Here is a 13,575-nt window from a genome sequence, read left to right on the forward strand (position 1 = left end):
TTCCCACGCAGAGTGTGGGAACGATCAGTAACAGCCCTGCATCATCACTTGCCGAGTTTGCGCAACTCGTCCGACTCCACCACCCGCACGCCATCCTGTTCTTCCAGCGCCAGGCGCCACATGGCGCGGGCCAGTTCGCAGACTTCAATACCGTGGTACTTGCCCGGGATAAGCCGTGACAGCGGGCCGGCCAACTGTTCGGCCAGGCGCGGTTCCAGTCGCTCACCCAGCAGGAGCGAGGGACGTACGATGGTCAACTGCGGCCAGTCTTGCGCTCGGAGCGCCAGTTCCATTTCCCCTTTGACCCGGTTGTAGAACACCGAGGATTTCGGGTCGGCGCCAATCGCACTGATCACGATCAGATGCCGCGCGCCCAGTTCCCGTGCGCGTTTGGCGAAGGCCACTACCATGTCCAGGTCGACCGCACGGAACGCCGCTTCCGAGCCGGCCTTTTTAATCGTGGTGCCCAGGCAGCAGAAGGCAATATCCACGCGGCCGCTCAGTTGCGGCAGGAACACCGCCGGGTCGCCTACCGGGTTTTCCAGGCGTGGATGTTCAGCCAATGGTTTGCGGCTGGGTGCCAGCACGCGGGTCACGGTAGGTTCGTTGAGCAGGCGGTCGAGCAGGTGTTCGCCAGTGAGGCCGGAGGCCCCGGCCAGCAAGATATGCTGCGGTGTCAGGTACATGGTGTTTCCCCCTTGTTACACGTTACAGCTTAGTTGCCTTTGGCTTCCTTGCTATTCATTGAGACGCTTTCGAGCGCCTTTCGTGCCTGCTGTTTACGTAATAATTGCCAATGGGCGATCACGCCCTTAGGCGCCCAGATCTGCGGTTCGGAGGCTTCGAAATTGTCCGCCTGTTCGCGTTCGGCCACGTGCAGTTGTGCCAGTTTGAAGGCGTGTTGCAAATCATCCGTTTGGTTGAAAGCCTGTGCGAAAAGCGCATCACCGAAGTAGGTGAAGTCTGCTTCTTCCGAGCAGCCGAACGACACGCGGTCCGCGCGGGAGGCGGTCATGATCAGGGTGCGCTCATCTTTGAGCGCCGGTATGAAGCCGCCGGAATAACATGCGGAGATCACGATGACCTTGTCGCGGTTTTTCAGCGGTGCGAGCACGGCGGCCAGCTCGTCGGCGGGCAGGTCGGCCAGTTCCATGCGCGGTTGGTCGAGCACCAGCTCATGCTCATGGGTGCCATGGCTGGTCAGGTAAATGAACACCAGGTCTTCCGGCCCGGTCCGTTCGGCCAGGGTTTGTACCGAGCGGCGCAGGCTTTCGCGGGTGGCCAGGGGGCGGTCGGCGATATGGTCGCGGTGGTTGACCAGGCGCACTTGCCCGCGCGCGCCGAAGCGGGTGGCGAGCAGGTTGCTGACGTAATCGGCTTCGCGCAGGAACACGCTTTGTTTGCCGTCACCGGCCAGCACCAGGGTGTACAGTTCCACCGCCGGGGTGGACGCGGGCACGGTCGCCAGGGCGTCATTAAGCAAGCGGCCTTGGGCCAGTATGCCGGTCTCCAGTGGGTCGGGCAGCAGCTTGCCCTCGGCGTCGCGTACGCGCAGGCCATTGACCCAGGTGCCGGACTGCACGGTGCCGTCGGTGAGGACCAGGGTGCCACGGCCTTGATAGTTGTCACTGTCAAAGCCACCGATATAGAAACTGCCATCGGTGAGGTTCAGACGCCCTTCGCCGGTAAAGCGCCAGTCACTGAACTGGCCGACGTAGTGGCTGCCATCAACCCCGATCAGTTCGCCTTTGCCGGTCAGCGCGCCCTCCTTGAACTGGCCGATCCATACGTCGCCGTCGGCGTTCTCGTAGCGGCCTTTACCGTTGAGCTGGTTCTGCTTGAATTGGCCGACATAGATATCGCCCTCGGCGCTATTAAAGGTGCCATTGCCTTCCAGTTGGCCATCGACAAAGCGGCCGCTGAACTGGTTGCCGCTGTCGTCATTGCGCTGGCCTTCGCCATTGGGCTTGCCGTGGGCGAACTGGCCCTGATACTGGCTGCCGTCGGCCAGTTCCAGGCGGCCGAGGCCTGAATACTGGTCGTCTTGGAATTCGCCGCGATAGGTCATCTGCCCCTCTTTGAGGGTGCCTTCGCCGTTGCGTCGACCATTCTTGAAGCCGCCCACGTAGCTGCTGCCCGACGTGGTCAGGCTGCCCTGGCCATCAAACAGGCCCTGCTTGAATTCGCCTTTATAGACTTCGCCATTGCTGCCATGCCATTCGCCCTGGCCGTGCCACTGGCCTTTGTCGAACTGGCCGGCGTACCAACTGCCATTGGGGTAGTCCACACGGCCTTGGCCTTGCAGCAAACCGTTGACCACATCGCCACGGTAGCGGCCGCCATCGGGCAGGCGCGCATCGGGCGGCAACAGCGATTCGCCGTCTCCGCAAGCGGTGAGCAACAGGGCAAGGGCAAGGGGAGCGAGTGGGCGCATAGCGGGATCCGGATAAGTGAGCGCCGAGTATGCCGTAGCCGGGGTGCCGAACCTAGTGGTCTATGCGCAGGATCTACCACCTGTAGGAGCGGGCTTGCCCGCGAAAAACTCACAGGCACCGCATTTATTCAGCAAGCTCGCTCCTACAGAGGAAGGTGTGGTGATTATACGAAGCAGAGTGACAGCGACTCGGCAATGTAGGCCGGCTTCTCCTGGCCTTCGATTTCCAGGGTGGCCGTCGCCTTGAACAGCCATTGGCCCGGCTTTTTCTCGGTGACGTCAGTGAGGGTGACGTTCAGGCGCACCTTGGAGTTCACCTTCACCGGCTGGATAAAGCGCACGCTGTCCAGGCCGTAGTTGACGGCCATTTTCAAGCCTTCGGGCATGATCAGGATGTCTTCCATCAACTTGGGCATCAGCGACAGCGACAGGAACCCATGGGCAATGGTGCTGCCGAACGGGGTTTGCGCCGCCTTGATCGGGTCGACGTGGATGAACTGATGATCGCCGGTGGCTTCCGCGAAGAGGTTGATACGTGCCTGGTCGATGGTGAGCCATTCGGAACGTCCCAGTTCCTTGCCGACGTAATCTTTGAGCTGCGCTACGGGTACATAGGGCATTGCGTCTCTCCTTGGTTCATCACTTATGTGCCCGTTGATAAGGGGCGTTTTTTTTTGTTGCAGAGAACCACTGTAGATCATCACGGGCAATCAGCCCGGTCAACCCAACATGCTTTTGGCGAATGCCGGAGCATAGGGCGGGCGTGCTTATAATGCGCGCGGGATTTGAGGGGGAGAGAGCGGGATGCTGTTACGTGGCCTGACCTGGCTGGTGCTGTTTCAACTGATCGGCACCGCTATCAATCATTTGCTGGTGCCGGTGCTGCCTGGGCCAATCATCGGCTTGTTGCTGATGCTGGGCTTTCTGGTCTGGCGCGGTGAAGTCGGCGAGCCCCTGAGCCTGGCGGCCGGCAGCCTGTTGCGTTACCTGCCGCTGCTGCTGGTGCCGCCGGCCGTGGGGGTAATGGTGTACGCCAAGGACATTGTGGCGGATTTTTGGGCCATCGTCGGGGCGTTGGTGCTGTCGCTAGTGGTTGCCATGGGCTTTGTCGGCGTGCTGATGCAGCAGATGGTCAAGCGCAAGGAGAAGGACCAATGATCCTCGACTGGCAGGGCGCCTGGACGGCGGTCATTCATCACCCGTTGTTCGGTATCGGTATCACCCTGGGCGCCTATCAGCTGGTGTTGGCGGGGTTCGAGAAAACCCGCTGGATCTTCCTGCAGCCGGTGCTGGTGTCGATGTTGCTGGTGATCGGCGTGCTGCTCACCTGCGGGCTGAGCTACGCCGAATACCGCGAGAGCACCGAGATCATGGGCATCCTGCTGGGGCCTGCGACCGTGGCCCTGGCGGTGCCGCTTTATCTGAACCTGCGACGGATTCGCCAATTGTTCTGGCCGATTTTTACTACGCTGGTGGTAGGCGGGGTATTGGCCACTGGTCTTTGTGTGGCGTTGGGGTGGTGGTTCGGGGCTGAGCACCGGGTGCTGATGACCATGGCGCCCAAGTCGGTGACCTCGCCGATTGCCATGCTGGTGGCCGAGCAGATCGGCGGCGTGGCGGCCTTGGCGGCGGTGTTTGTGTTGATCACTGGGGTGGTCGGCGCGATGATCGGCCCAGCGCTCTTGTCACGGCTGGGAGTGCGCAGCCCCGAAGCGCGCGGCATGGCTTTGGGCATGACCGCCCACGCCGTCGGCACTTCGGTGGCCCTGCAGGAAAGCGAAGAATGCGGCGCCTTCGCGGCGCTGGCCATGAGTTTGATGGGCGTGGCCACGGCGGTGTTCCTACCGTTGGCGGTGTCGGTCATTGTTTAACCCAGGTTTAAGGAAACCGTTATGAGTCTGGCGCTATTCCCCCTCAACACTGTGCTGTTCCCGGGCTGCATCCTCGACTTGCAGATATTTGAGGCGCGCTACCTGGACATGATCGGCCGTTGCATGAAAAAGGGCGAAGGCTTTGGTGTGGTGTGCATCCTGGATGGCTCAGAGGTGGGCGCGGCCCCTGACGGCTATGCGCTTGTCGGTTGTGAAGCGCTGATTCGTGACTTCAAGCAGCAGGATAACGGCCTGCTGGGCATTCGCGTCGAAGGTGGCCGTCGATTCCGCGTGCGTGAGGCCGACGTGCAGAAAGACCAATTGCTGGTGGCCCAAGTGCAATGGTTGCAAGAGTTGCCGGACGCGCCGCTGGGCGAAGAGGACGCCGACTTGCTGGCGTTGCTTGAGGCCCTGGCCGAGCACCCGATGGTGGCCTCGCTGGACATGGGCGGCCACGCCGAAGGCCAGCAAGCCCTGGGCAATCAATTGGCCTATCTGTTGCCGTTTACCGAAGCCGACAAGATCGACTTGCTGCAACTGGACGACCCACAGCAACGGCTGGATGCGATCCAGATGTTGCTCGATGAACTGCAGGGCGAGCTGTTCACCTGAGGTTCGGATTTGCCTGACAGCGCTTTCAGACTTTGCTCGGTCGTCTCCACGGTGTCGCCTGCACTATTTTCCGATCACACAACAATGATCGGAGAGAACCATGATTCGGCTGACACCCTCGGAACAAGTGGCGTGGGACGCTTATTTTGTCAGCGTGACCACGCAATTACTCCAGCAGCAAGCCACGCGGGGCGCGGAGTACATTGCCGAGCGCGCCGCCGAAGTGGCTGATGAGATGTTACTGGAGCGCCGCGAACGTTGCGTTGAACGGCGCAGCGCCTCCGTGGACTGGATCGGCCCGGCCAAGGGTCAGTAGGCGTACCTGAGCAGGGCGTGGGGCGTGCCGGTAAAGGCGATAAAACCGAGCACGGCCACCACGGCGGGCAGCACCAGCCACCAGGCTTTTTGCGACATGGCTGGCAATGGGCTGCGGTACTGGATGGCCGTCAGGCTGAACGCACACACGGTCATCGCCAGCAACGTGCCGGCCAGGATGTCCGTCGGCCAGTGGGCGCCCAGGTACACCCGTGACAAGGCAATGAACGCCGCCGGAATGCAGCCCAGCAGCATCCAGGTCAGGCGCAGCCGCGTGGGTTGACCGCGACCGGCCAATACCGCGAGCGCCAGGAAGAAGGCAAAGGCACCGGAGGCATGGCCGCTGGGCATGCTGAAGCTGGTCAGCGGGTCGGTGAGGATTTCCGGGCGGCCCCGGGCGAAAAACAGCTTGGTGCCGGTGTTGATCACTGCCGCGCCAGCGAGGGTGGCGCCGACAAACACCGCGTGGCGCCACTGCCGTGCCAACAGCAACAGGCCAGTGAACACCGCGCTGGCGAAGAACATCTTCTTGAACTCACCCAGTTGGGTGACCCGTACCATCACTTCGTCCAGCCACGGGCTGCGATGCTCTTGCACCAGGGCGCTCAGGCCCTGGTCGAAGTCATTGAGGTGGGGATAGCCGATAAACAACGCGATTAACAACACCAGGCTGGCGCAACCGATCCACAAGGTGGCGCGCCGATGCCCGCGCCAACTGCTGTTCAAACTCAGCCCCAGCAGCACCGCCAGGCACGCCGCGATAATCGCCGCTTCCGGCCAGAAGCCTTCCGGCAACGGCAGGCGGAACGCGGCGCCGGCAGCCCAGCCCGGCAGCAGATAGGCCACGGTCCAACCCGCTGCGGCAATGATGCTCACAGCGGCAAAGCGCGGGAAGGGCATGTCGCACATGCCGGCGACCATGGGCAGCATGGGACGCAATGGGCCGATGAAACGCCCGACCAACAGGCTGGCGATTCCGTACTTGTGGAAGTAGGTTTCTGCACCGTTCATCCACTCAGGATGCTGGCGCAGGCCGGGCAGGCGCCGGATGTTCTGATGGAAATGGCGGCCCAGGTAATAGGAAACGCCGTCGCCCAATAAACCGCCGAGGAAGCCCAGCAGTAGGGTTTCACTCAAAGGCAGCGCACCGCTGCCAGCCAACGCGGCGATTGCAAACAGCAATACCGTGCCCGGCACGATCAACCCGGCAATCGCCAGGCACTCCACACACGCGACGATAAACACCGCGGCTGCCAGCCATTGTGGGTTGAGGGTCAACCAGCCGGTGATGCTATCGAGCCATTGGCCCATACAATCCACTCCATGCATACATATTCAAAAAACGCTGAAGATTCAATTGTGGGAGCGGGCTTGCTCGCGAATGCGGTGTGTCAGAAACAGATTCCTTCACTGACACGCCGCATTCGCGAGCAAGCCCGCTCCCACATTGGATCCGCTGTGTTGCGGATATCATCAAATCAAAAAATAATCTCGGCCTTCGACCTGGCCCCGACGCAGCGGGTTCCGCGTGCAATAAGGCGCATAGCCAGCATCGACGAAGCGGTACATCAAGTGTTCATCGCGCCCACTGGGGATGCCCAGGCGCGTGGTCTGGATAATCTGCGCGGGCACCTGGCCCACGTCTTCGACATACAGCAGTTCCTGATCGAAGCGCTTGGCGTCCCACATCGGCACTTTCAGGCCCAGGGCCTTGCACAGCAGCGTCTGGCCCGCACAGAGTTTTTGCGAGGGGCGTGGGCTGCCATCGGGGTTGGGGTTGTTCAACAGCATCTGCGCCAGGCTCGCCGCGCCGGAAATGTCGTCGACCCAGGGATAGGCCGATTTGATCAGCACGGCATTGCCCGGGCCGTGAGCGCTGAAGTTCAACGAATCACCGCCACGGGCGTAGTACATGTAGATATGGCCACCATCCAGAAACAAAGCCTTACGCTTTTCTGTGTAGCCGAGTGAGGCGTGGCTGCCTTTTTCGGCCACGTAATAGGCTTCGGTTTCAATAATTCGCGCCGAAAGCCAGAGATCGCCCACACGATGACGAATGACTTTTCCGAGTAATTCGCGCGCAAGCAGTTGGGCATCGCGGTCGAAGAAGCTATCGGGCAGGGGGCTGGCGGGAAGTTGGGGCGAAAAATCGGGCATGGCGGTCAAGGGTTGATACGGCTAAATGTGACCGAATCATAACAACTCTCAGCTTAATTACGCCTGAACCTGGGGTTTTTACAGTTCATTTCGACCATCCGCCCCTCACCGCTGTCAGTCGGGCGGCGTCACAGCTATAATCTGCCGCTTTCCTCTTTGCCAAGACTCCCTGACCATGACTGAGTCCGTTCTTGACTACATGACCCGCCTGGGTCGCGCTGCCCGGCAGGCCTCGCGGTTGATCGCCCGTGCGAGCACCGCGCAGAAGAACCGTGCGCTGCTGGCGGCTGCGGATGCTCTGGATGCTTCGCGCTCCGAGCTGACCGCCGCCAACGAGCTGGACCTGGCCAATGGGCGCGCTAACGGCCTGGAGCCAGCCCTGCTGGACCGCCTGGCGCTGACCCCGGCACGTATTGACGACATGATCGAAGGCCTGCGTCAGGTGGCCAAGCTGCCTGACCCCATCGGTGAAATTCGCGACATGCGTTACCTGCCGTCCGGCATCCAGGTGGGCAAGATGCGCGTGCCCCTGGGCGTGATCGGCATTATCTATGAGTCGCGCCCGAACGTGACCATCGACGCCGCGAGCCTGTGCCTCAAGTCAGGCAACGCTACCATCCTGCGTGGCGGTTCCGAGGCGATCAACTCCAACCGCGCCATCGCCGCCTGCATCCAGCAGGGCCTGGCCGTGGCCGAGTTGCCAGCCGAAGTGGTGCAAGTGGTGGAAACCACCGACCGTGCCGCCGTGGGCGCGCTGATTACCATGCCGGAATTCGTCGACGTGATTGTGCCTCGTGGTGGCAAGAGCCTGATCGAGCGCGTCAGCCGCGATGCCAAGGTGCCAGTTATCAAGCACCTGGACGGCGTCTGCCATGTGTTCATCGACATCGCCGCCGATCTCGACAAGGCGATCCGCATTGCCGACAACGCCAAGACTCACCGCTACGCGCCGTGCAACACTATGGAAACCCTGCTGGTGCACGTCGGCATTGCCGAGCGCGTGCTGCCGCCGCTGGCCGCCATCTACCGTGACAAGTCGGTAGAACTGCGCGGTTGCGAGCGCACCCGTGCGCTGCTGGGCGCGGACGTCATCGAGGCGACCGAGCAGGACTGGTACACCGAGTACACGGCCCCGATCCTGTCGATCCGCATCGTCGACGACCTGGATCAGGCCATCGAACACATCAATACCTATGGCTCCAAGCACACCGACGCCATCGTTTCCGAGCATTTCAGCGATGCCCGGCGTTTCCTCAACGAAGTGGATTCCGCTTCGGTGATGGTCAACGCCTCGACGCGTTTTGCCGACGGCTTCGAGTACGGCCTGGGGGCGGAGATCGGTATTTCCACCGACAAGCTCCACGCACGCGGCCCGGTGGGCCTCGAAGGGCTGACCAGTGAGAAGTACGTGGTGTTTGGCGACGGTCATGTGCGCACTTGATGACTAAACGCATCGGGCTGCTCGGCGGTACTTTCGACCCCGTGCACATCGGCCATTTGCGCAGTGCCCTGGAAGTTGCGGATGCCCTTGCGCTGGATGAGCTGCGCCTGCTGCCCAATTTTCGGCCGCCCCATCGCGACACGCCGCAGGTGGCCGCAGAACAACGCCTGGAAATGGTGCGTGTTGCCGTAGAAGGTATATCGCCGCTGGTGGTGGACGATCGCGAACTCAAGCGCGATAAACCGTCCTACACTATCGACACCCTGGAGCTGATGCGCGCCGAATTGGCCGCAGATGACCCACTGTTTCTGCTTTTGGGCTGGGACGCATTTTGCGGCCTGCCCTCTTGGCACCGCTGGGAGGAACTCCTCCAGCATTGCCACATCCTGGTTTTGCAACGCCCGGATGCCGACAGCGAACCGCCGGATGCCTTGCGCAACCTGCTGGCCGCGCGGTCGGTAAGTGACCCCTTGGCCCTGACCGGGCCGAACGGGAATATTGCATTCGTCTGGCAGACCCCGCTTGCGGTGTCCGCCACCCAGATCCGTCAACTGCTGGCCAGCGGGAAGTCGGTACGTTTCCTGGTGCCTGACGCGGTCCTGGCCTACATCGATGCGCACGGGCTTTACCGTGCGTCGAACTGAAAAGGCGCGCTTGAACGCACGAACCGTGCAGCAAGCGCCCGAACATACGAGCAAAACGAGTTTTATATGACGAACAAAGACGTAAGCAAAGTTAAGCGCAAAGGCACCTTCAAAAGCGCGCCGCTGCCGGTTGAAGCCCATGTTGGCCCGGAACTGGCTGGCGAAGAGCTGGTGAAAGTCGCCGTGGCTGCCCTGGAAGACGTTAAAGCCCAGGACATCCAGGTGCTGGACGTGCGCGACAAGCAGAGCATCACCGACTTCATGATCATCGCCACCGGTACCTCCAACCGCCAGATCGGCGCGATGCTGGACAAGGTTCGCGAAGCCGTCAAAGCCCAGGGCGTCAAGCCGCTGGGTGAAGAAGGCAAGGGCGACAGCGACTGGGTGCTGCTGGACATGGACGATGTGATCGTTCACATGATGACCTCCAACGCTCGCCAGTTCTACGACCTGGAGCGTCTGTGGAAAGGCGCCGAGCAGAGCCGTGCTGCCGATGGCAAGCACCACAGCCCGGAAGTGGGCCACGCGCACTTCGACAAGCTCAACAAAGACCAGGAATAAGGAACGGCTGTGCGCCTGCGTCTGATCGCTGTCGGTTCACGCATGCCCAAGTGGGTGGAAGAAGGCTGGCACGAATATGCCAAGCGTCTGCCCGCTGAGCTGTCGCTTGAGCTGGTGGAAATACCGCTCAATACCCGGGGCAAGAACGCCGACGTGGCGCGCTTTATCCGTCAGGAAGGCGAAGCCATGCTGGCCAAGGTCGGCCCCAATGAGCGCATCGTCACCCTTGAAGTGCACGGCAAGCCCTGGAGCACCGAGCAACTGGCGGTGGAGCTGGATCGCTGGCGCCTGGATTCGCGCACGGTCAATTTCATGGTCGGCGGCCCGGAAGGGCTGGCGCCGGAAGTCTGTGCGCGGGCCGATCAGCGCTGGTCGCTGTCGGCGCTGACGTTGCCGCACCCGTTGGTAAGGATTCTGATCGGTGAACAGCTGTATCGCGCCTGGACAGTTCTGTCCGGGCACCCTTACCACAAATAGCCTGCGCCGCCCCCGATGACCCAACCGATCCGCATCAAGGACCACGAGAAAGACGCACGTCTGGTACGCGCGCGGGTGGTGTTCGGTGCTGTCTTGGTGGTGGTGCTGATGTGCGTGCTGATTGCGCGGCTGTATTTCCTCCAGGTGATCCAGTACGACTATCACTCCACGCTGTCGGAAAACAACCGGGTGCATGTGCAGCCGATTCCCCCTACCCGTGGGCTGATTTTCGACCGCAATGGCGTGGTGGTTGCCGATAACCGGCCAAGCTTCAGCCTGAGCATGACCCGTGAGCGTTCCGGCGACTGGAAGCAGGTGCTCGATGTCATCGTCGAGGTGCTGCAACTGACGCCGGAAGACCGGGCCGTCTTCGAGAAGCGCATGCGGCAGGGGCGCCGGCCGTTCGAGCCGGTGCCGATCCTGTTCGAGCTGACCGAAGAGCAGATCGCCCGGATTGCGGTGAACCAGTTCCGCCTGCCGGGTGTGGAAGTGGTGGCGCAGTTGGTGCGGCATTACCCGCAAGGGCCGCACTTTGCCCACTCCGTTGGCTACATGGGGCGGATCAACGAGAAAGAGCTGAAAACCCTCGACCCGATCAACTACAGCGGCACCCATCATATCGGCAAAACCGGCATCGAGCGTTTCTACGAGGCCGAGTTGCATGGCCAGGTAGGTAACGAGGAAGTCGAGACCAATGCGCGTGGCCGCGTATTGCGCGTGCTCAAGCGCACCGATCCGGTACCGGGCAAGGACATTGTCCTGAGCCTGGACATCAAGTTGCAGGAAGCTGCCGAGATGGCCTTGGGCGGTCGGCGAGGTGCCGTAGTGGCGCTGGACCCGAAGACTGGCGAAGTGCTGGCGATGGTCAGCCAGCCCAGCTTCGACCCCAACCCGTTTGTGACGGGCATCAGCTTCAAGGCCTACGCCGAGCTGCGTGACTCCATCGACCGGCCACTGTTCAACCGTGTGTTGCGCGGCCTGTACCCCCCGGGCTCGACCATCAAGCCGGCGGTGGCGATTGCCGGCCTGGATGCTGGTGTGGTCACGGCCTCAAGCCGGGTGTACGACCCTGGCTACTACATGCTGCCCAACTACGACCACAAGTACCGTAACTGGAACCGCTCCGGTGACGGCTATGTCGATTTGGACACCGCGATCATGCGCTCCAACGACACCTATTTTTACGACCTGGCCCACAAGCTGGGGATTGATCGGCTATCTGCCTACATGGGCAAGTTTGGCCTCGGTCAGAAAGTCTCCTTGGACATGTTCGAAGAATCCCCCGGCCTGATGCCATCGCGGGAGTGGAAGCGTGCGACCCGCCGCCAGGCGTGGTTCCCTGGCGAAACCCTGATCCTGGGTATCGGCCAGGGCTATATGCAAGCCACTCCGCTGCAACTGGCCCAGGCCACGGCGCTGGTGGCGAACAAAGGCGTGTGGAACCGACCGCATCTGGCCAGGACCATCGAAGGCGAAAAGCCGGTGGACGACAACCCGATTCCGGACATCGTGCTGCGTGACCCGTCCGACTGGACCAAGGTCAACCACGGCATGCAGCAGGTGATGCACGGCGCTCGCGGCACCGCGCGCAAGGCGGCGGTCGGCGCGCAGTACCGCATTGCCGGCAAGAGTGGTACGGCCCAGGTGGTCGCAATCAAGCAGGGCGAAAAGTATGACCGCTCCAAGGTGCAGGAGCGCCACCGCGACCACGCCTTGTTTGTCGGCTTTGCGCCGGCGGAAGACCCGAAAATCGTGGTGGCAGTGATGGTCGAGAACGGCGAGTCCGGCTCCGGCGTCGCGGCCCCAGTGGTACGCCAGGTGATGGACGCCTGGCTGCTGGCCGACGATGGCCGGCTCAAGCCCGAGTATGGCGGCCCCCCTTCAAGCCCCGAGGTTACGGCCCGTGAAGAGTAATTTTGACCGCATCCTCTCCAGCGAAGATGTGATGCGTCGCCGTGCGACGTTGCTGCAACGCATGCACATTGATGGCCCCTTGCTGATCCTGCTGCTGACCCTGGCGGCCGGCAGCCTTTTTGTACTGTATTCGGCCAGCGGCAAGAACTGGGACTTGCTGATCAAGCAGGCGTCCTCGTTTGGCCTGGGCCTGCTGTCGATGGTGGTGATCGCCCAGTTGGAGCCGCGCTTCATGGCACGCTGGGTGCCCTTGGGCTATGTCGCCGGCGTGTTGCTGCTGGTGGTGGTGGACGTCATGGGCCACAACGCCATGGGGGCCACACGCTGGATCAACATCCCGGGGGTGATTCGCTTCCAGCCGTCGGAATTCATGAAGATCCTGATGCCGGCCACTATTGCCTGGTACCTGTCCAAGCGCACCTTGCCGCCGCAGCTCAAGCACGTGGCGATCAGCCTGATCCTGATTGGCGTGCCCTTTGTGCTGATCGTGCGCCAGCCGGACCTTGGCACCTCGTTGCTGATCCTCGCCGGTGGCGCGTTCGTACTGTTTATGGGCGGATTGCGCTGGCGCTGGATCCTCAGCGTGCTGGCCGCCGCCGTGCCTGTGGCGGTGGCCATGTGGTTCTTCTTTATGCACGACTACCAGAAGCAACGGATCCTGACGTTCCTCGACCCGGAGAGCGACCCGCTGGGCACCGGCTGGAACATCATCCAATCCAAGGCGGCCATCGGTTCCGGCGGGGTATTTGGCAAGGGGTGGTTGCTGGGCACCCAGTCTCACCTGGACTTCTTGCCCGAGAGCCATACCGACTTCATCATCGCGGTGATGGGCGAAGAGTTCGGCCTGGTGGGCATTTGCGCATTGTTGCTGATCTATCTGCTGTTGATTGGTCGCGGCCTGGTGATCACGGCCCAGGCGCAGACGCTGTTCGGCAAATTGCTCGCCGGCAGCCTGACCATGACTTTTTTTGTTTACGTTTTCGTCAACATCGGTATGGTCAGTGGCCTGCTGCCGGTGGTTGGGGTGCCGTTGCCATTCATTAGCTACGGCGGAACTTCGCTGGTGACATTGCTGTCAGCGTTTGGGGTTTTGATGTCGATTCATACGCATCGCAAGTGGATCGCACAGGTTTGAATAAGGTGAAGATG

At 61.7% G+C, this 13,575-nt stretch carries 15 protein-coding genes; 10 read left to right on the forward strand and 5 right to left on the reverse strand.

Features of this window, described 5'->3' with window-relative positions; all coding sequences use genetic code 11:
- Positions 1-44 precede the first annotated feature (44 nt).
- From BT199_RS22285 to BT199_RS22295, 3 genes are all read right to left on the reverse strand, one after another.
- Positions 45-686 carry an oxidoreductase gene (locus tag BT199_RS22285; RefSeq protein WP_014720096.1) on the reverse strand — a complete coding sequence of 214 codons (642 nt, stop codon included), beginning with the start codon at positions 684-686 and terminating at the stop codon, positions 45-47.
- Positions 687-715: 29 nt separating this feature from the next.
- The gene (locus BT199_RS22290; RefSeq protein ID WP_072435471.1) at positions 716-2,434 is read right to left on the reverse strand and encodes a C13 family peptidase; all 1,719 of its coding nucleotides are present in this window, start codon (positions 2,432-2,434) and stop codon (positions 716-718) included.
- A gap of 164 nt (positions 2,435-2,598) precedes the next feature.
- Positions 2,599-3,054 carry a MaoC family dehydratase gene (locus BT199_RS22295; protein ID WP_014720094.1) on the reverse strand — a complete coding sequence of 152 codons (456 nt, stop codon included), beginning with the start codon at positions 3,052-3,054 and terminating at the stop codon, positions 2,599-2,601.
- A 184-nt stretch (positions 3,055-3,238) separates the two neighbouring features.
- On the opposite strand from BT199_RS22295, the gene BT199_RS22300 reads away from it, so the two are divergent.
- The 4 genes from BT199_RS22300 (at position 3,239) to BT199_RS22315 (ending at position 5,233) form a co-directional block, all read left to right on the forward strand.
- On the forward strand, positions 3,239-3,592 hold the full coding sequence (locus tag BT199_RS22300; RefSeq protein ID WP_014720093.1) for a CidA/LrgA family protein: 354 nt from the start codon (positions 3,239-3,241) through the stop codon (positions 3,590-3,592).
- On the forward strand, positions 3,589-4,305 hold the full coding sequence (locus BT199_RS22305; protein ID WP_014720092.1) for an LrgB family protein: 717 nt from the start codon (positions 3,589-3,591) through the stop codon (positions 4,303-4,305). Before BT199_RS22300 ends, BT199_RS22305 begins: the two co-directional genes overlap by 4 nt.
- 21 nt (positions 4,306-4,326) lie before the next feature.
- On the forward strand, positions 4,327-4,917 hold the full coding sequence (locus BT199_RS22310) for an LON peptidase substrate-binding domain-containing protein (protein WP_019818753.1): 591 nt from the start codon (positions 4,327-4,329) through the stop codon (positions 4,915-4,917).
- 100 nt (positions 4,918-5,017) lie between these two features.
- Positions 5,018-5,233, forward strand: a complete 216-nt coding sequence (locus BT199_RS22315; protein ID WP_019818751.1) for a hypothetical protein — start codon at positions 5,018-5,020, stop codon at positions 5,231-5,233.
- Here BT199_RS22315 and BT199_RS22320 read toward each other — a convergent pair.
- A complete protein-coding gene (locus BT199_RS22320; protein ID WP_019818749.1) occupies positions 5,227-6,543 on the reverse strand; it encodes a bifunctional DedA family/phosphatase PAP2 family protein in 1,317 nt (438 codons plus the stop codon). The two genes, BT199_RS22315 and BT199_RS22320, sit on opposite strands and share 7 nt — an antisense overlap.
- Before the next feature lie 162 nt (positions 6,544-6,705).
- A complete protein-coding gene (locus BT199_RS22325; RefSeq protein ID WP_072435472.1) occupies positions 6,706-7,389 on the reverse strand; it encodes a DNA-3-methyladenine glycosylase in 684 nt (227 codons plus the stop codon).
- A 175-nt stretch (positions 7,390-7,564) separates the two neighbouring features.
- Here BT199_RS22325 and BT199_RS22330 point away from each other — a divergent pair, with 175 nt between their 5' ends.
- From BT199_RS22330 to rodA, 6 genes are all read left to right on the forward strand, one after another.
- Positions 7,565-8,830 carry a glutamate-5-semialdehyde dehydrogenase gene (locus tag BT199_RS22330; protein ID WP_003194482.1) on the forward strand — a complete coding sequence of 422 codons (1,266 nt, stop codon included), beginning with the start codon at positions 7,565-7,567 and terminating at the stop codon, positions 8,828-8,830.
- Positions 8,830-9,474, forward strand: a complete 645-nt coding sequence (gene nadD / locus BT199_RS22335; protein ID WP_003194480.1) for a nicotinate-nucleotide adenylyltransferase — start codon at positions 8,830-8,832, stop codon at positions 9,472-9,474. Before BT199_RS22330 ends, nadD begins: the two co-directional genes overlap by 1 nt.
- A gap of 66 nt (positions 9,475-9,540) precedes the next feature.
- Positions 9,541-10,035 (forward strand): ribosome silencing factor, encoded by a 495-nt coding sequence (gene rsfS / locus BT199_RS22340; RefSeq protein ID WP_003176298.1) that lies wholly within the window; start codon positions 9,541-9,543, stop codon positions 10,033-10,035.
- 9 nt (positions 10,036-10,044) lie between these two features.
- Positions 10,045-10,512 carry a 23S rRNA (pseudouridine(1915)-N(3))-methyltransferase RlmH gene (gene rlmH / locus BT199_RS22345; RefSeq protein WP_003176297.1) on the forward strand — a complete coding sequence of 156 codons (468 nt, stop codon included), beginning with the start codon at positions 10,045-10,047 and terminating at the stop codon, positions 10,510-10,512.
- A gap of 15 nt (positions 10,513-10,527) precedes the next feature.
- On the forward strand, positions 10,528-12,426 hold the full coding sequence (gene mrdA / locus BT199_RS22350; RefSeq protein ID WP_014720086.1) for a penicillin-binding protein 2: 1,899 nt from the start codon (positions 10,528-10,530) through the stop codon (positions 12,424-12,426).
- Positions 12,427-12,457: 31 nt separating this feature from the next.
- Positions 12,458-13,561: a rod shape-determining protein RodA gene (gene rodA, locus BT199_RS22355; protein WP_044268991.1), complete on the forward strand. Its 1,104-nt coding sequence runs from the start codon at positions 12,458-12,460 to the stop codon at positions 13,559-13,561.
- Positions 13,562-13,575 lie beyond the last annotated feature (14 nt).

This window comes from Pseudomonas sp. NFR02 (genome assembly GCF_900119375.1).
In the GTDB taxonomy this organism is placed as follows: domain Bacteria; phylum Pseudomonadota; class Gammaproteobacteria; order Pseudomonadales; family Pseudomonadaceae; genus Aquipseudomonas; species Aquipseudomonas paracarnis.